The sequence below is a fragment of the Streptomyces sp. NPDC054883 genome (assembly GCF_053610645.1).
This window is the reverse complement of record NZ_JBSGYT010000066.1, coordinates 1-16,699: the sequence shown is the minus strand read 5'-3', so window position 1 is coordinate 16,699 and position 16,699 is coordinate 1. Positions and strand designations below refer to the sequence as shown.

Here is a 16,699-nt window from a genome sequence, read left to right as displayed (position 1 = left end):
GCCGCCCCGTACGGACCTGCGGTCAGCCCCGGCCGTGGGCGGCCAGCCGGCCGCCCTCCGCCGGGCGTATGCGGGGCACCCGGCCGGGCGCCCCCGAGCGGGCCTCCCGGCTGCCCCGGCGCTCTTCCCGGCGCCCGCGCGCCGTGCTGCTCGGCTGGGACACGACCCCGTGCCGCTGGTTCCAGGTCTGCCGGGTGATCACCACGTCCAGCACGGCCCAGGTGGCCACCACCGTCCCGGCTATCGCCCCGAGCACCATCGGCAGCGCGAGCCACGAGCCGGTGAGCGTCAGGAAGAAGCTCACCGTCGCCTGCATCAGGGTCAGGGCCACTATCAGCACCGCCCGTACCGCCGAGGCCCGCACCGGGTCGGGCATCCGGTACGTGCGCGCCGGCTCCTCCACCCACAACGACCGCCTCGTGGCAGTCGCCCGGGCCCCCCTGTGGCTCCCGTACACCGGGTCGCCCGCCGCCGGGCCGCCCGTCACCGAATCGTCCGTCACTGCGTCGTCCGTCGTGCTCATGGTCCGCTCACTCCCCACCGCACGGTCCGCGTTGCTTACCCACACCCTCATACCCCCATGTGGTGTTTCGACCGTCTTCCCAGTCAGACGATCGGGAAGTCCGGGAGATTCCCGGATCCCGGGACGGATTCCCGGCCCGAGTCGCCTCAGCGCAAAGAATTCCAGCCATCCATCCGGTTGCGGGAACCGACACCCCACGAGGTGTCATGTACCGCATAACGGGCGGGGCTTGCCAGGAAGTAACGGACAACTCATGATCTTCGTAAGGGGAGCAGGCCGAAAACGTCCGGACAGGCCTTCGAAGCCGCTCCCCGGCAGTAGTAGGCTCACGCCGTTTGAAATGACGGAACACCGACCCCCGGCAACGGGGTTGACCTGGGGGAGGCTGGGGAGGCCATGCGCTTTCGCGGGAAGTCCATCCGCCGGAAGATCGTGGCGTTGCTCCTTGTGCCGCTCGTCTCCCTGACCGCCCTCTGGGGCTTCGCGACCGTCATCACCGGCCGCCAGGCCGTGCAGCTCCTCGGCGTCGCGCCCGTGATCTCCAAAGTCGGCTACCCCATCGAGGACGTCGTCCGCGTCCTGCAGAAGGAACGCCGCCAGACCCTCGTCGTCATCGGTGACCCCCGCGCCTCGGCGGCCACCGCCGAACTCGCCAGGAGCCGTACCGCCACCGACACGGCCGTCCAGGACATCACCGCGAACGCCTCCAACCCCAAGGTCGTCGACCAGCTCAGCCCCGCCAACGCGCAACGGCTGCGCTCCATCCTCGACGCCTTCCACGGCATCGCGGCGCTGCGCCACTCCGTCGACCAGAACGGCCTCGCCCCCGGCCAGGCCCTGGACCTCTACAGCCGGCTGGTCGACCCGTGCTACGAGTTCCTCATGAACCTCCACGCCCTGGAGGACGTGGAGATGGACAAGGAGGGCCGCGCCCTCGTCGGTGTCACCATCGCCCGCGAGACGCTCTCCCGGGAGGACGCGGTCATCGCCTCCGCCCTCGCCGCCCGCAACGTCGCCGCCGCCGACATCCGGACCGTCTCCGACTACGCTGCCAACCGGGCGCTGCTCTACGAGTTCAACCTCGCGATCCTCCCCGCCGACGACCGGGACGTCTTCGAGCAGTACTGGACCGGCCCCGAGAGCAAGGCGCTGCGCGACGCAGAGGAACGATTCATCTCCGGAGGCGCCGCCAAGCCCCCGCGCACCCTCACCGCCGCCCAGTGGGACGACGCCGCCGGCAAGGTGCTCGACGACCTCGCCGCCATGAACACCGCCGCGGGCGACCGGTACCAGGAACGGGTCAGGCCCGTCGCGATGAACGTGCTGGTCCAGGCCGCCGTCGCCGGCATCCTCGGCTTCATCGCCCTGATCGTCTCGCTCGTGATGTCCGTACGCATCGGCCGCGACCTCATCCGCGACCTGTCCCGGCTCCGCAAGGACGCCCACGAGGCCTCCGGCGTCCGCCTGCCCAGCGTGATGCGCCGCCTCGCGGCCGGGGAGCAGATCGACGTGGAGACCGAGGCGCCCCGGCTCGAATTCGAGAAGGACGAGGTCGGCCAGGTCGCCCTCGCCCTCAACAGCCTCCAGCGCGCCGCCGTCGAAGCCGCCGTCAAACAGGCCGAACTGCGCCGGGGCGTCTCCGAGGTCTTCGTCAACCTCGCGCGCCGCAACCAGGTCCTGCTGCACCGCCAGCTGACCCTGCTCGACACCATGGAACGGCGCACCGAGGACACCGAGGAACTGGCCGACCTGTTCCGCCTGGACCACATGACGACCCGCATGCGCCGGCACGCCGAGGGCCTGGTGATCCTCTCCGGCGCCGCCCCCTCCCGCCAGTGGCGCAAGCCGGTCCAGCTGATGGACGTCGTACGGGCCGCCGTCGCCGAGGTCGAGGACTACGAGCGCATCGAGGTGCGCAGACTCCCGCGGATCGGCATCGAGGGCCCCGCCGTGGCCGACGTCACCCACCTCGTCGCCGAACTCCTGGAGAACGCGACCGTGTTCTCCCCGCCGCACACCGCGGTCCAGGTCCACGGCGAGCGCGTGGCCAACGGCTTCACCCTGGAGATCCACGACCGGGGCCTGGGCATGACCCCCGAGGCGTTGCTCGACGCCAACCTCCGGCTCGCCGAGACCCCGGACTTCGAACTCTCCGACACCGACCGGCTGGGCCTGTTCGTCGTCAGCCGCCTCGCCCGGCGCCACAGCGTCAAGGTGGTCCTCCAGCCGAGCCCGTACGGGGGCACCACCGCGGTGGTCTTCCTCCCGGCGGAGCTGCTCACGGACGCTCCCGACACCAACGGCACCGGCATCCGCCTCGAGGGGCTCAAGAACGCCAAGACCGGCAAGGCGGCGCGGCCGATGGCCTCCGCCAAGGGCGGTTCCGCCGCCCTCGGCGGCACCCCGGCCGGCCGGCCGCTGCCCGCCGGGGTGCTGAACGGCCCCGTCGAACTGGAGGGACCGCTCGGCGTCCTCGGCCTGGACGGCGCCGACGGCCTGGACGACGACCCCGCGGCCCTGGACGAGGCCACCGCCGGGATCGCCGGCCTCACCGGAGTCGGTGGCCGCCCCCCGATGGCCACCCTCGACGACGAGACCCCGCCCGGCGGCATCCCGGGCGCCGTGCTCGGCCTGCACCCCAAGGCCAGGCCGGGCCCCGACCGGCACACCGAGCGCTCCGCCGCCCGGAAGGGCGACCGGCTCGGCGAACGACACCGCGAGCGGGGCCCCGACCCGGCCGGCGACCGGGAATCCGCCGGCCCGACCGGCCCGGTCCGCACGGAGCGCCCGCGCCCGGACTCCGACGGCCCCCGCACCGCGGGGGCGATCCCGCTGCCCCGGCGCCGCACCACCCCGACCCTGGTCGCCGACCACGGCCGGCGCGTCGAGCCCCGCCCGGTGTCGATGGTCGGCCGGACCGGGCAGGCCGAGGAGGCGGCCCGGCCCGGGGCCCCGGGCACGCCCGCCCCGGGCCCCGGCGGCCTGCCCCGCCGGGTCCGCCAGGCCAACCTGGCACCCCAGCTCAAGAACACCCCGGCCGCCGCCCCGGCCGACAGCACCGCGAACCCGGTCACCGACCGCGACGCGGAGGACGTACGTACGCGCATGTCCGCCCTCCAGCGAGGCTGGACGGCGGGCCGCAACCAGCACGCACCGCAGCAGTCCGAGGCCGAGGCCGGCACCCCCGCCGCCCCGGGCCGCGGATCCGAGAACGAAGGGGACGGTCGATGACCGCACCGCAGACCGGCAACGACACCAGGGGCCGCGGCTCCGGCCCGCTCAACTGGCTCCTCGACGAGCTCGTCGACAAGGTCGGCAGCATCCGCAAGGCGGTCGTCCTCTCCGGCGACGGACTGCCCACCGGCAGCTCAAAGGACCTCACCCGGGAGGACAGCGAGCACCTGGCGGCCGTCGCCTCCGGCTTCCACAGCCTGGCCAAGGGCGTCGGCCGGCACTTCGAGTCCGGCAGCGTCCGCCAGACCGTCGTGGAACTGGACGAGGCCTTCCTGTTCGTGATGGCGGCCGGAGACGGCAGCTGCCTGGCCGTGCTGACCGACGCCGAATCCGATGTCGGCCAGGTCGCGTACGAGATGACCCTCATGGTCAAGCGCGTCGGCGACCACCTGGCGACCGCCCCGCGCTCCGGGCTGCCAGCCGGAGGGTGAGTCGGACGGCATGAGCGATTCAGGCCGGTACCACCCCGAGCACCCCCAGGGCGGGGCGGAGGATCCCGCGCACCCGCACTGGTTCGACGACGAGGCGGGCCCCGTCGTGCGCCCGTACGCCATGACCCGCGGCCGTACCAGCCACGCGGGCCAGCACCGTCTCGACCTGATCGCGCTCGTCGTCGCCGAACCGGCGGCCGACGACCCGGTCTGGGACCTGACCCTGTCCCCGGAACACGCCCACATCCTGGGAATGTGCCGGGAACGCCCCCAGTCCGTCGCGGAACTCGCGGCCGACCTCGACCTCGCGGTCGGGGTCGTCCGGGTCCTGATCGGCGACCTCGTCGACGACGAACTGGTCCACGTTACCCGGCCGGTGCCCCCGGCCGAACTGCCCGACGAATCCATTCTGCGTGAGGTGATCAATGGCCTTCGGGCGCTCTAGCCGAACCGGCGCCATGCATGCCGTGTCGCCGGTCGAGCCGCTGACCCTCAAGATCCTGGTCGCGGGCGGCTTCGGGGTGGGCAAGACCACCCTGGTCAGTGCGGTGAGTGAGATCAGACCGCTGCGGACGGAGGAACGTCTCTCCGAGCCGGGCATCGGCATCGACGACACCGGGGGAGTGGAGGGCAAGAACACCACGACCGTGGCCATGGACTTCGGCCGCATCACCCTCCGCGAGGACCTGGTGCTCTACCTCTTCGGCACGCCCGGACAGGACCGCTTCTGGTTCCTGTGGGACGAGCTGGCCCAAGGGGCGCTGGGCGCCGTGGTCCTCGCCGACACCCGCCGCCTCGCGGACTGCTTCGCCGCCATCGACTACTTCGAGCGGCGCGGCATCCCCTTCGTGGTCGCGGTCAACTGCTTCGACGGAGCCGACCGGCACCCGGTGGTGACCGTGCGCGAGGCCCTCGACCTCGACCCCGAGGTGCCGGTGCTGCTGACCGACGCGCGCGACCGCGAGTCGGTCAAGGACGTACTGGTCGGGGTCGTGGAGCACGCCATGTCGCTGGCCCGGGCCCGCCGCCACAGCCTGTCGGCCGGGGCCTGACGGAGCCGAGCGCGCGGAGGCGGCCCGTACCCCCGCCGACTGGGGTACGGGCCGCAGCTCACATGGGGGGTTCGGGCGGTCCCGTTCGTGCTCGGGACCGTGGGGAGAGTGTGAACCCGCGACCGTGCACCGTCAAGCGTTCGGACAGCACCCGCCGGCCGGTCGGCTACCGCACCGCGACGACCGCCGATCCGTGGCCGAACAGCCCCTGGTTGGCGGTGATCCCGGCCCGGGCGCCCGCGACCTGCCGGTCCCCGGCGACGCCCCGCAACTGCCACGTCAGCTCGCACACCTGGGCGATCGCCTGCGCCGGCACCGCCTCCCCGAACGAGGCCAGTCCGCCGCTGGTGTTGACCGGGATGCGCCCGCCGAGCGCAGTCGCCCCCTCCCGTACGAGCTTGGCCCCCTCGCCCTCGCCGCACAGCCCGATGTCTTCGTACCACTGGAGCTCCAGCGCGGTGGACAGGTCGTACACCTCCGCGATCGACAGGTCGTCCGGCCCCAGCCCCGCCTCCTCGTACGCGGCCCGCGCGATCGAGGCCCGGAACGACCCGCCGGCCGGAGCCCGGGCGGTCACCGCGTCGGTGGCGATGTCCGGCAGGTCCAGCAGGGTACGGGGATACGTGGGCGTCACCGTCGAGACCGCCCGGATCCGCACCGGGTCGGCGACCCCGCGCGAGCGCGCGAACTCCATGCTGGTCAGCACGAGGGCCGCGCCCCCGTCCGAGGTCGCGCAGATGTCCAGCAGCCGCAGCGGATCGGCGACGACCGCCGAGGCCGCCACCTCCTGGGCGGTGACGGTCTTGCGGTAGCGGGCGTACGGGTTGAGCGCCCCCGCCGCCGCGTTCTTGACCTTCACCTCCGCGAAATCCTCGGGGCCGTCCCCGTACAACGCCATCCGGCGGCGCGCGTACAGCGCGAAGTAGGCCGGGTTGGTGGCTCCCAGCACCCGGAACCGCAGCCAGTCCGGATCGTCCGGCCGCTCCCCGCCCGCCGGGGCGAAGAACCCCTTGGGCGCCGCGTCGGCCCCCACCACCAGCACCACCTCGGCCAGCCCCGCCAGGATCTGCGCCCGGGCCGCGCCGATGGCCTGGGCGCCGGACGCGCAGGCCGCGTACACACTGGTCACCCGCGCGCCCTGCCAGCCGAGCGCCTGCGCGAAGGTGGCCCCGGCCACGTAGCCCGGATACCCCGAGCGCACCGTGTCGGCGCCCACGATGGACCGCACGTCCGTCCACTCCAGCCCCGCGTCGGCCAGCGCCGCCTTCGCCGCGGCCCGCCCGTACTCGACGAAGCTGCGGCCCCACTTGCCCCAGGGGTGCAGGCCGGCCCCCAGCACGGCGATGTCGGCGCTCACGCGCTCACCCCCGACGCGGCCACGGGCCGGAACCGCCAGGTGGTCCACACCGTCCCGGCGTCCTCGTTCAGCACCCCGCCGACCACCTCGACCTCCATCCCTACCGCCAGATCCGCGACCGTCACCCCGGGCGCACCCTGACCCAGTACGACCATCCCCTCGGCCGCCAGCTCCACCGCGATCAGGGTGTACGGCTCCCAGGGCGCGTCAGGGTCGGACGCGTACGGCGCGGGCGGCCGGTAGCGCCCGTCGGTGTAGGACCAGATCCGCCCGCGCGGTGACAGCGGCACCTCGGCGAGCTCGCCGCCGCCCGGACAGCGCGGGTTGCGGCAGTACGCGTCCTCGCGCGGGAAGAACACGGCGGCGCAGGCGGAACACCGGGTGCCGAGCAGCCGGAAGTCCCCGTCCTCCTCCGTACCGGTGAACCATCCCCTCACGGCGGGCGTGCGGTTGCGTTCCAAGGTCCCTCCCTCACTCCTTAACTGACGCATCGTCAGAATAGGAGTGTGGCACGATCGGCCTGCTCCGGTCACCGGTTCAGGCGCGCACGCCCTTCATCGGTGCCCGGCCGTGGCCGAGACCGGAAAGTCGAAGTAGGTGTCCGGGTACGCCTCCGGCGCGTACGTGAAGTGCCACCACTCCTGCGGCAGGTTGACGAACCCCTGCGCGGCGAGCGCCCGGCCCAGCAGCTCCCGGTGGGCGCGCGCCGGCCCGCCCACCCGCGGGTCGTCCGTGTGGGAGAGCGGATCGAAGAAGTCGAAGGCCGTCCCCATGTCGAGCGTCCGGCCGCCGGGCAGCGCCACCAGCGTCACGTCCAGCGTGCTGCCCCGGCTGTGCCCGGACTTCGGCGCGATGTACCCCTCCGGGACCAGCCGGCTCTTGTCCACGCGCGGATAGAACTCCGCCTTGGTCGCCTGGTCCCCCGCGTCGCCGGCCCACCGCACGAACGCGTCCACGGCCCGCTGCGGCCGGTAGCAGTCGTACACCAGCAGCCCGTACCCGCGCCGCAACAGCGCCCGCTGCGCCCGCCGCAACGCCTCGGCGGCGGGCCGCGCGAGCAGACAGACCGGCTGCTCGTAGCCGGCCACAGGACGGCCGGTGAAGTTCCGCGCCGACGCGTACCGCACGTCCTGCGCGATGGTCGGATCGACCCTTGGGAGCGCCACGAAGCCGGGGCCCGCCGACCCGCCGAGCAACGCCGCCGACAAGGCCACGACAGCCGCGAATTTCATTCTCCCTGGCTTACCATCACCGGATGCCGGGACACCTGAGGGACTCGCACTGCTCGACCTGCGGAACCCCGTTCGACACGACCGACTGGCCCCGTACGTGCGCCGCGTGCGGAACCACCGCCTACCGCAACCCGCTCCCCGTGGCCGTCGCCCTCCTGCCCGTCGAGGACGAGCAGGGCACCGGCCTGCTGGTCGTCACCCGCACCATCGAGCCGGCGCGCGGCGAGATCGCCCTGCCCGGTGGCTTCGTCGACTTCGCCGAGACCTGGCAGGACGCGGTCGTCCGCGAGCTGCGGGAGGAGACGGGCATCGAAGAGGCCGCCTCCGGAGTCGTCCTGGCCGACGCCCTCAGCTCCCCGGCCGGCCACCTGCTCCTCTTCGGCCTCTTCCCGGCCCGCCCGGTGGACTCCCTCCCGCCCTCCGCGCCGACCGACGAGACGGACGGCTGGCACGTGCTTCGGGCCCCGGCGGAGCTGGCCTTCCCGCTGCACACCCGGGCGGCCGGCGCCTGGTTCGCCGGCCAGTACGCCTGACGGTCCCGCTCCATGTAGCCCCGCTCCTCAGAGCCCCCGCAGCACCACCCCGGCCACCGGTCCGCCCGCCTCGTCCTCCACCACCACCGCCTCCCCGGCCCACCGCACGGCGTACCGCTCCACCTCGGCCGCCCCGAAACCCGGCCCCGGATCCCGCACCACCACCCCGCCACCGGTCCGGCCCCGCGCCGGAGCCCACACCTCCAGCGTCACCGCCCCGTCCTCCCCGCGCACCGGCAGCACGGACCCCGCCCGGGCCAGGACCGGCGTCCGCCCGAGCGGGGCGTCCAGCAGCACCTGCCCCGGCCCCTCGTGCGCCGCCCCCGTGGCGGTGTCGTACCACCGCCCCCTCGGCAGCCGGACCGCCCGCCGGTCCGCCCCGCACTCCAGCACCGGCGCCACCAGCAGCGCGTCCCCCAGCAGGAACGCGTCCTCACAGTCCCGCAGCCGGCGGTCCTCCGGCGCTCCCCACCACAGCGGCCGCACGTACGGAGCCCCCGTCCGCCGCGCCAGATGGGCCAGCGTCACGAAGTACGGCCGCAGCCGCTCCCGCTCCGCCAGCGCCGCCCGCGCCGCCTCCTCCACCCGCGGCCCGAACTCCCACGGCTCCCGCCGGCCCGCCCATATCGCCGCGTGAGTACGGAACAGCGGCAAGAACGCGCCCAGCTGGAACCACCGCAGGAACAGCTCCGGCGACGGCGATCCCCCGAAACCCCCCACGTCCGGGCCCGAGTACGGCACCCCGCACAGCCCCAGCCCCAGCACCAGCGCGAGCGAGGCCCGCATCCCCTCCCAGCTGCTCTCCACGTCCCCGGACCATGTGCCCCCGTACCGCTGCATCCCCGCCCACCCCGACCGGGAGAACAGGAACGGCCGCTCGGCCGGCCGCAGCCGCAGCAACCCCTCCCAGCCGGCCCGCGCCATCCCCAGGGCGTACACGTTGTGTGCGGCCCGGTGGTCCCCGCCCGCCCCCTCCAGCACGTGCCGCGCCGAGCGGGGCAGCGTCGCGTCCCCGAACGCCGCGAACGCGACCGGCTCGTTCATGTCGTGCCAGAAGCCGGCGAAGCCCTGCGCGAGGCGTTCCTCGTACAGGCCGCCCCACCACTCCCGCACCGCCGGATCCGTGAAGTCCGGGTACGCGCACTCGCCCGGCCACACCTCACCCCGCACCTCCCGGCCCCGCGCGTCCCGGACGAACGCCCCCCGCTCGCCGACCGCCAGGCCGGCGGTGTGCACGGGGTCGCCCGCCTTCACCGCCGGGTCGACGATCGACACCAGCCGCACCCCGTCCGCCGCCAGCTCCGCCGCCAGCCCGGGCAGGTCGGGGAACCGCTCCCGGTCCACGGTGAACACCCGGTGCCCGTCGTAGTGGTCGATGTCCAGGTGCACCGCCGACAGGGGCAGGTCCCGCGACGCGTACCCCGCCACCACCCGCCGCACCTCCGCCTCGCTGCCGAACCCCCAGCGCGCGTGCTGGTAGCCCAGCGCCCACTGCGGGGGCACGGCGGCCGCCCCCGTCAGCCCCGACCAGCCCTGGAGCACCCGGGCCGGAGTCCCCACCAGCACCCAGCAGCGCAACGGGCCGCCCTCCGCCCGCAGCTCCGACGTTCCGGGCCGGTCCGCCCCCGAGCCCGCCCCCTCCTCGCCCTCGCGCAGCACCACCTGCCCGTCCCAGGTGTTGTCGTGGAACATCAGGTGCGTCCCCGCGTCCGCGACCACCCACTGCACCGGCATCGTCAGGTACAGCGGATCGTGCCCCGGCCCGAACCCGCCCTTCGGGTCCGTGTTCCACAGCCGGTACGAGCCGTCCCGCAGCCGCGGTCCCGCCGCCCGCCCGCCCAGCCCGAAGAACCGCGCGTCCGCCGGAACCTCCCCGCGCACCAGCCACCGCGCCCCGCCCCGCCCCGGCTCCACCGGCTCCCACCAGCGCGGCGGCGACTCCCGCCGCAGCACCGTCCCGCCCGGAGTGCGCACCTCCACCGCCCCGTGCCGGGACACCGCCACCGTCACCCGCTCCGACACCACCCGCCAGCCGCCCCCGGTGTCCGGCTCCAGCACGGCCCGCGGATCCGCCTCCGGACCACTGCCCACCACCGCGTACGAGGGCGTCGGCTCCGCCCCGTCCCACCCCCAGAAGACCGCGCCGCCCACCGTCACCCGCACCAGCAGCTCCGAACGCGCGAAGCGCAGCACGCCCCCGCCCGGCCTGGGCTCCGTACCCGTCAGCAGCCCCGGCACCCGCGCCCGCTCCGCGCCCCGGCGCGGGAGCCCCTCGGCGTCCGCGCGCCGCCGCCGCCAGGCCGCGCGCCAGGCGCGCCTGCCCTGTGCCGTACCGATCTCCCACACCCCGCGCACCAGATCACGACCGTCCATGGCGCTCACCCTGCCACCGCCCCCCGGCCGAGCGGGCTGCGTTCAACTGCCGTTCACCCGCCGACCGGACCCGGCGGACGATCACACCGCCGCCCGGGACCGCTCTGGTGCGGATGTCGATCACATGGCATCGTCCCTGTGAGCCGCCGCGCGCGCACCGATCGCGCGACGGCACAGAACGCACACGAAGCGCGAGCCGCACAGTCGACCGGGAGCCGACCCATGACCTCAGCCACCCCGCCGGAACCCCTCTGGACCCCGGGCCCCGAACGGATCGCCGCGGCCCGGATCACCGCATTCCAGGCCTGGGCCGCCGAGCACCACGGCGCCCCGGCCGAAGGCGGCTACCCGGCCCTGCACAGCTGGTCCGTCGACGAACTGGACACCTTCTGGCAGGCCGTCGCCGAGTGGTTCGACGTCCGCTTCAGCACCCCGTACGAGTCGGTCCTGGCCGACCGCTCCATGCCGGGGGCCCGCTGGTTCACCGGCGCCACCCTCAACTACGCCGAACACGCCCTGCGCACCGCCGAGGATCCGGCCCGCGCCGGGGACCCGGCCCTGCTCTGCGTCGACGAGAGCCACCGGCCCGTCCCCGTCTCCTGGGCCGAGCTCCGCCGCCAGGTCGGCTCGCTCGCCGCCGAACTGCGCGCCATCGGCGTACGCCCGGGCGACCGGGTCAGCGGCTACCTGCCCAACATCCCCGAAGCCGCCGTCGCGCTCCTCGCGACCGCCGCCGTCGGCGGGGTGTGGACCTCCTGCGCCCCCGACTTCGGCGCCCGCAGCGTCCTGGACCGGTTCCAGCAGGTCGAGCCCGTCGTGCTGTTCACCGTCGACGGCTACCGCTACGGCGGCAAGGAACACGACCGCCGCGACACCGTCGCCGAACTGCGCGCCGAGCTGCCCTCCCTGCGCGCCGTCGTCCACATCCCGCTGCTCGGCACCGCGGCTCCCGAGGGGACCCTCGCCTGGCCGGAGCTGGTCGCGGGCGACGTCGAACCGGTGTTCGAGCAGGTTCCCTTCGAGCACCCCCTCTGGGTCCTCTACTCCTCCGGTACCACCGGCCTGCCCAAGGCCATCGTCCAGTCCCAGGGCGGCATCCTCCTCGAACACCTCAAGCAGCTCGGCCTGCACAGCGACCTCGGCCCGCAGGACCGGTTCTTCTGGTTCACCTCCACCGGCTGGATGATGTGGAACCTGCTCGTCTCCGGTCTGCTCACCGGAACGACGGTCGTCCTCTACGACGGCAGCCCCGGCCACCCCGACACCGGGGCCCAGTGGCGGATCGCCGAGCTGACCGGGGCGACCCTGTACGGCACCTCGGCCGCGTACGTCATGGCCTGCCGCAAGGCCGGGGTCCACCCCGGTCGCGACTACGACCTGTCCGCCGTGAAGTGCGTCGCCACGACCGGCTCGCCGCTGCCGCCCGACGGCTTCCGCTGGCTGCACGACGAGGTCGCCGAAGACCTCTGGATCGCCTCCGTCAGCGGCGGCACCGACGTCTGCAGCTGTTTCGCGGGCGCCGTGGCCACCCTCCCCGTCCACATCGGCGAACTCCAGGCCCCTTCGCTGGGCACCGACCTCCAGTCCTGGGACCCGGCCGGAAAGCCGCTCGTCGGGGAGGTCGGCGAACTGATCGTCACCAACCCCATGCCGTCCATGCCGATCCGCTTCTGGAACGATCCCGACGGCAGCCGCTACCACGAGAGCTACTTCGAGATGTTCCCCGGCGTCTGGCGGCACGGCGACTGGATCACGATCACCGACCGCGGCTCGGTGATCATCCACGGCCGCTCCGACTCCACCCTGAACCGGCAGGGCGTCCGGATGGGATCCGCCGACATCTACGAGGCCGTGGAGCGCCTCCCCGAGATCAAGGAATCCCTGGTCATCGGGCTGGAGGAACCGAACGGCGGCTACTGGATGCCGCTGTTCGTCCACCTCGCGCCCGGCGCCACCCTCGACGACGACCTCCGCGCCCGCATCAAGGCGACGATCCGCGAGGAGCTCTCCCCGCGCCACGTCCCCGATGAGGTCATCGAGGTCCCGGCGGTCCCGCACACCCTCACCGGCAAGCGCATCGAGGTTCCCGTCAAGCGCCTCCTCCAGGGCACCCCGATGGACAAGGCGGTCAACATCGGCTCGGTCGACCGCCCCGAGCTCCTTGCCTTCTACGAGGAGCTGGCCCGCGGCCGCAGGTGACTGTCAGTGGTCGTGGTTACCGTGAGTGAGCAACGAGTTGCGACACTCAGGGGGAGCCGTGCCAGACAAGAACACCACCACGACCGCCACGCACACCGACAGCAGGGCGAGCGGCGGCCGCGCCGACCGCCGCACGCTGCGCCGCCGACTGCGCCGCGAAGTCCCCGGCACCCTCGGCCTCCTGGCCGATCCCGCGGACTTCGCGGCCATGCGCCGCTACCGCAGCTTCCCCTTCGACGGCGACTGCGACCACGCCGACTACCTCGCACACGTCGAAGCCCTGCTCCGCTCCCTGGCGGGGCAGGGCGTCCACACCACCGTCGCCCTCTTCGATCCCGAGGAATACGCCGACTACTGCACGGAACACGGCCTCGACCCCGACACCGCCGGGGCCCGGACCAGCTTCACCGCCGAACTCGCCGGCGCGGGCGGCTGCCTCTCCTACACCGGCCGGCCCATCGGGGAACTCGTCCCCCTCCTGATCGACGAGGCCGTCCGGCAAGCCACGTGGGAGTACGCCACCACCCTCCTCGCCGACGTCGGCAGCTGCGCCGACTGCGGCGAGGACATCGGCCGGGCCTCCCTCGAACGCGCCGCCGGCGCACTCAAACGCCTCGTCGACGGGGCCGGCCCCGGCCACCACCACCTCGTCTGCAGCGTGCCCACCGACACCGAACAGCTCGTCGCCGTCCTGCACGCGGAGGCTCCCGGCGCCGACTCCCGCCCCCGGATCGAGGGCCGCGACGGCATCGACTTCGTGACCGTCCTGGCCGCGGGCCTCGCCCTCGGCGGCCCCGGGGGACTGGTGCTCCGCAGCACCGCCCCGGACGCCCCGGACCGGGTCCACGGCTGGCGCCTGGACCGCGGCCGCCTGGTCGCCCTCTCCGCGGCGGCCGTCTTCAACGCCTACTGCACCGACGCCGACACCGGCGAGCCCGTCGCCCCCGAACCAGGAGTGGAGTACTGCCCGGGCTACGAGGTGGACGAACCGGACCCCCACCACTGACCGGCGCCAGGAACGGCCGAGGGGCCCCCGCCAGCGGCGAAGACCCCTCGACCCGACCTGCCCCGACCCGCTCCTACTCGCCGGAGAGGACCGCCTGCGCGGCCACCCGGGCCTCATCGGCGGTATCCGCCGCCCGCGCCGCTGCCGCGGCACGCTCGCACTGCGCCAGCGTGTGCTTGGCCAGCGTCGCCCGGACGTACGGGATGGACGCGGAACCCATCGAAAGGGAGGTGACACCCAGACCGGTCAGCACGCACGCCAGCAGCGGATCGGAAGCGGCCTCACCGCAGACCCCGCAGCTCTTGCCCTCCGCCCTGGCGGCCTCGGCCGACATGGCGATCAGGTCCAGCAGCGCCGGCTGCCAGGGGTCCTGGAGCCGCGACACCGCCCCCACCTGACGGTCCGCGGCGAAGGCGTACTGGGCGAGGTCGTTCGTCCCCAGCGACAGGAACTCAACCTCCTGCAGGATCGAACGGGCCCGCAGCGCCGCGGAGGGGATCTCCACCATCGCCCCGAACTTCGCCTGCAGCCCGGCCTCGCGGCAGGCGTCCGCGAAGGCCTTGGCGTCGATCCGGTCCGCCACCATCGGGGCCATGACCTCCAGGTAGACCGGCAGCCCCTCGGCCGCCCTGGCCAGTGCGGCGAGCTGCGTCCGCAGCACCTCCGGGTGGTCCAGCAGCGTCCGCAGACCCCGCACGCCCAGAGCCGGGTTCGGCTCGTCGCCCGGCGTCAGGAAGTCCAGCGGCTTGTCGGCGCCCGCGTCCAGCACCCGTACGACGACCCGGCCCCCGGGGAAGGCCTCCAGCACCTTGCGGTACGACTCGACCTGCTTCTCCTCGGACGGCGCCTTCTTGCTGTCGTCCAGGAACAGGAACTCGGTACGGAACAGGCCCACACCCTCCGCACCCGCCTCGACGGCCGCCGGCACGTCCGTCGGACCGCCCACGTTGGCCAGCAGCGGCACCTTGTGCCCGTCGGACGTGGCACCCGGCCCGGAAGACGCGGCGAGCGCCGCCTTCCGCTCGGCGGCCGCGGCCTCCAGCGCACCGCGCTTGTCCGCCGACGGGTTCACGAACAGGTCACCCGTGCTGCCGTCGACCGCGATGAGGGTCCCCTCGGCGATCTCACAGGCCCCCGGCAGCGCGACGATCGCCGGCACGCCCAGGGCCCGCGCGAGGATGGCGCTGTGGCTGGTCGGACCACCCTCCTCGGTCACGAAGCCGAGGACGAGCGCGGGGTCGAGCAGCGCGGTGTCGGCGGGCGCCAGGTCCCGCGCGATCAGCACGTACGGCTCGTCACTGTCCGGCACGCCCGGCATCGGGACGCCGAGCAGGCGCGCCACGATGCGGTTGCGTACGTCGTCCAGGTCGGCCACTCGCCCGGCCATGTACTCCCCGGCGCCGGCGAGCAGGTCGCGGTAGGAGGCGAACGCGTCGTAGATGCCGCGCTCCGCGGTGCTCCCGACGGCGATCCGCCGGTCCACGTCCGCCATCAGCTCGGGGTCCGTGGCGATCATCGCCTGGGCCTCGAGCACGTGCTGAGCCTCGCCCCCGGCCAGCTGGCCGCGTGCCATGAGGTCGGCCGACACGGCCTCCACGGCCTTGCGGGCGCGCCCCTGTTCGCGCTCCGCCTCGTCCGCGGTGATCTGCTTGGCCGGCGGTTCGAGGACCGCCGTACCCATGTGCCGCACCTCGCCGATCGCCACACCGTGGCTCACGCCGACGCCTCGCAGCGTTGTCTCCATTTCACCCGTCTCCGATTGAGCGGCGGCCCGAGCCGGCCGCGGTGGATGTCCGACGCGCCCTCGCGGGCGGTACGTCACTGCCAGCTGAAGAGGAGGTCGTCGACCTTCACGTCCCCGGACTCGACGACATCGCCGAGGGACTCCGCGGAGGCCTCCAGCGCGACGACGGGACAGATGGGCGACTTGCCGGCGGCCTCGACCGCCGCCGGGTTCCACCGGATGACGGCCTGGCCGCGGGTCACGGTGTCGCCCTTGTTGACGAGCAGCTCGAAGCCCTCGCCGTTGAGCTGAACGGTGTCGATCCCGAGGTGGGTCAGCACACCGTGCCCCTCGGCGTCGACGACCACGTACGCGTGCGGGTGCAGGGAGACGACCACTCCATCCACGGGCGCCACCGCCTCCGAGGCCTCGCGCACGGGATCAATAGCGGTGCCCGGTCCCACCATCGCGCCGGAGAACACCGGATCGGGCACTGCCGCGAGTCCGATGGCACGCCCGGCAAGTGGGGACGTCACGCTGGTCATGGAGGGCCTCCCAGGGGGTGGGGCTTCTTCGAGTCGCCGTCACAATCTGTCAGGACGGCCTACTTTGAGAAGGTTAGGTCATGAGATGTCCCGGTTCCGCACGAAATGCACCCCCACTGAAGGAGGGTCCAGACGCGCTGCCGCGACACCAACGTAGTGGACTAGACCATAGCCTGAATCGATTTGCACCCGGCACTCCCGGCCCTGTACTGTCGTGAGTCCCGCCAGGGCGTGCCGCGTGAACATCTCGCGAACCACCGATGGACGGGAACCCTCCTCCGAAGTACTGATCTTGAACTCCGCTTCTCTCCGTGCGCCTTCCAGGCGAAACGACGAGTGGTCGGAGGGCCGGAAAAGCACTGATAGAGTCGGACTCGCCGAAAAGGGAAACGCGAAAGCGGAGAACTGGAAAGCGAACCCCGCTTCGACCGGGAATCGGACACGAGAGAGTCTGATAGAGTCGGAAACGCAAGAACGAAAAGAAGAACAAA

At 73.4% G+C, this 16,699-nt stretch carries 14 protein-coding genes; 7 read left to right on the top strand and 7 right to left on the bottom strand.

Going from position 1 to position 16,699, the window contains the following annotated elements; translation table 11 throughout:
* Positions 1–22 precede the first annotated feature (22 nt).
* Positions 23–523, bottom strand: coding sequence for a hypothetical protein (locus ACWGH1_RS32490; RefSeq protein WP_453409249.1), 501 nt, complete (start codon positions 521–523; stop codon positions 23–25).
* Between the two features lie 396 nt (positions 524–919).
* On the opposite strand from ACWGH1_RS32490, the gene ACWGH1_RS32485 reads away from it, so the two are divergent.
* Genes ACWGH1_RS32485 through ACWGH1_RS32470 form a run of 4 tightly spaced genes read left to right on the top strand, consistent with a single transcriptional unit; the run spans position 920 to position 5,240 of the window.
* Positions 920–3,754: a nitrate- and nitrite sensing domain-containing protein gene (locus ACWGH1_RS32485; RefSeq protein ID WP_453409248.1), complete on the top strand. Its 2,835-nt coding sequence runs from the start codon at positions 920–922 to the stop codon at positions 3,752–3,754.
* On the top strand, positions 3,751–4,188 hold the full coding sequence (locus ACWGH1_RS32480; RefSeq protein WP_453357547.1) for a roadblock/LC7 domain-containing protein: 438 nt from the start codon (positions 3,751–3,753) through the stop codon (positions 4,186–4,188). The genes ACWGH1_RS32485 and ACWGH1_RS32480 overlap by 4 nt, the downstream gene beginning before the upstream one ends.
* Before the next feature lie 10 nt (positions 4,189–4,198).
* Positions 4,199–4,633 carry a DUF742 domain-containing protein gene (locus tag ACWGH1_RS32475; protein WP_453357546.1) on the top strand — a complete coding sequence of 145 codons (435 nt, stop codon included), beginning with the start codon at positions 4,199–4,201 and terminating at the stop codon, positions 4,631–4,633.
* Positions 4,614–5,240 (top strand): GTP-binding protein, encoded by a 627-nt coding sequence (locus tag ACWGH1_RS32470; RefSeq protein ID WP_190187056.1) that lies wholly within the window; start codon positions 4,614–4,616, stop codon positions 5,238–5,240. The genes ACWGH1_RS32475 and ACWGH1_RS32470 overlap by 20 nt, the downstream gene beginning before the upstream one ends.
* Before the next feature lie 166 nt (positions 5,241–5,406).
* Here ACWGH1_RS32470 and ACWGH1_RS32465 read toward each other — a convergent pair whose 3' ends face one another.
* The 3 genes from ACWGH1_RS32465 to ACWGH1_RS32455 form a co-directional block, all read right to left on the bottom strand.
* Complete coding sequence (locus tag ACWGH1_RS32465; protein WP_453353571.1) at positions 5,407–6,597, bottom strand: lipid-transfer protein; 1,191 nt, start codon at positions 6,595–6,597, stop codon at positions 5,407–5,409.
* Positions 6,594–7,058 carry a Zn-ribbon domain-containing OB-fold protein gene (locus tag ACWGH1_RS32460; protein WP_453353572.1) on the bottom strand — a complete coding sequence of 155 codons (465 nt, stop codon included), beginning with the start codon at positions 7,056–7,058 and terminating at the stop codon, positions 6,594–6,596. The genes ACWGH1_RS32465 and ACWGH1_RS32460 overlap by 4 nt, the downstream gene beginning before the upstream one ends.
* 93 nt (positions 7,059–7,151) lie before the next feature.
* Positions 7,152–7,829: a M15 family metallopeptidase gene (locus ACWGH1_RS32455; protein WP_453353573.1), complete on the bottom strand. Its 678-nt coding sequence runs from the start codon at positions 7,827–7,829 to the stop codon at positions 7,152–7,154.
* A gap of 23 nt (positions 7,830–7,852) precedes the next feature.
* Between ACWGH1_RS32455 and ACWGH1_RS32450 the strand changes: the two genes are divergently transcribed.
* Entirely contained in the window at positions 7,853–8,362 is a 510-nt protein-coding gene (locus ACWGH1_RS32450; protein WP_453353574.1) for an NUDIX domain-containing protein, read from the top strand.
* A 27-nt stretch (positions 8,363–8,389) separates the two neighbouring features.
* Here ACWGH1_RS32450 and ACWGH1_RS32445 read toward each other — a convergent pair whose 3' ends face one another.
* Entirely contained in the window at positions 8,390–10,735 is a 2,346-nt protein-coding gene (locus ACWGH1_RS32445) for a glycoside hydrolase family 31 protein (protein ID WP_453353575.1), read from the bottom strand.
* 222 nt (positions 10,736–10,957) lie between these two features.
* Here ACWGH1_RS32445 and ACWGH1_RS32440 point away from each other — a divergent pair, with 222 nt between their 5' ends.
* Together ACWGH1_RS32440 and ACWGH1_RS32435 are read left to right on the top strand one after the other, a co-directional pair.
* On the top strand, positions 10,958–12,934 hold the full coding sequence (locus tag ACWGH1_RS32440) for an acetoacetate--CoA ligase (protein WP_453409247.1): 1,977 nt from the start codon (positions 10,958–10,960) through the stop codon (positions 12,932–12,934).
* Positions 12,935–12,992: 58 nt separating this feature from the next.
* Positions 12,993–13,940 carry a hypothetical protein gene (locus ACWGH1_RS32435; protein ID WP_453409246.1) on the top strand — a complete coding sequence of 316 codons (948 nt, stop codon included), beginning with the start codon at positions 12,993–12,995 and terminating at the stop codon, positions 13,938–13,940.
* A 73-nt stretch (positions 13,941–14,013) separates the two neighbouring features.
* Here the strand turns inward: ACWGH1_RS32435 and ptsP are convergent, their stop codons facing one another.
* Positions 14,014–15,684: a phosphoenolpyruvate--protein phosphotransferase gene (ptsP, locus tag ACWGH1_RS32430; RefSeq protein WP_453353579.1), complete on the bottom strand. Its 1,671-nt coding sequence runs from the start codon at positions 15,682–15,684 to the stop codon at positions 14,014–14,016.
* A 74-nt stretch (positions 15,685–15,758) separates the two neighbouring features.
* Positions 15,759–16,208 carry a PTS sugar transporter subunit IIA gene (locus ACWGH1_RS32425; RefSeq protein ID WP_453353580.1) on the bottom strand — a complete coding sequence of 150 codons (450 nt, stop codon included), beginning with the start codon at positions 16,206–16,208 and terminating at the stop codon, positions 15,759–15,761.
* Positions 16,209–16,699 lie beyond the last annotated feature (491 nt).